We start from the raw sequence: 471 nt of genomic DNA, 5'->3' as shown, positions 1-471 counted from the left end.
CGACCACACCTGGTTGGCCTGCGATGGCCGCAGCAGCGGCTGACGCTCGCCTATTGGCACTTTTTTGCGTTTGCGCCGTCGGACCTGTAGCTGCTGCTCGCGGTACAACCGCTCCACGCGTTTGTAGTTCACGATGCGCCCTTCCTGTCGCAGTTTGAGATAGATCATCCCCACGCCATAGCGACGATGGCGATGCGCCAGCGCAACAATGCGCTCGCGCAGTTCGCCATTGCGATCTTGGCGCGGGCAATAGCGCAGCGCACTGGCGCTCATGCCGATCGCTGCCAAGGCGCGGCGCTCGCTGGCACCGCATCCGATCCACTCGCGCACCAGCGCACGACGCGCCGGTGCGCTCACCACTTTTTTCGCAACGCATCCTTGATCAGGTCGTTCTCGAACACCTGCTCGGCCAGCAACTTCTTCAATCGCGTGTTCTCGGCCTCAAGGTCCTTGAGCCGTTTGGCATCGGGC

At 62.6% G+C, this 471-nt stretch carries 1 pseudogene; it reads right to left on the bottom strand.

From position 1 onward, the window contains the following. A pseudogene (locus tag F7R02_RS25865) lies at positions 1–471 on the bottom strand (IS3 family transposase); the annotation flags it as partial.

The organism is Xanthomonas cissicola, assembly GCF_008801575.1.
GTDB classification, from domain to species: domain Bacteria; phylum Pseudomonadota; class Gammaproteobacteria; order Xanthomonadales; family Xanthomonadaceae; genus Xanthomonas; species Xanthomonas cissicola.
Note: the sequence above shows the minus strand (reverse complement) of the source record. Positions and strands in the feature narration are given on the sequence as shown.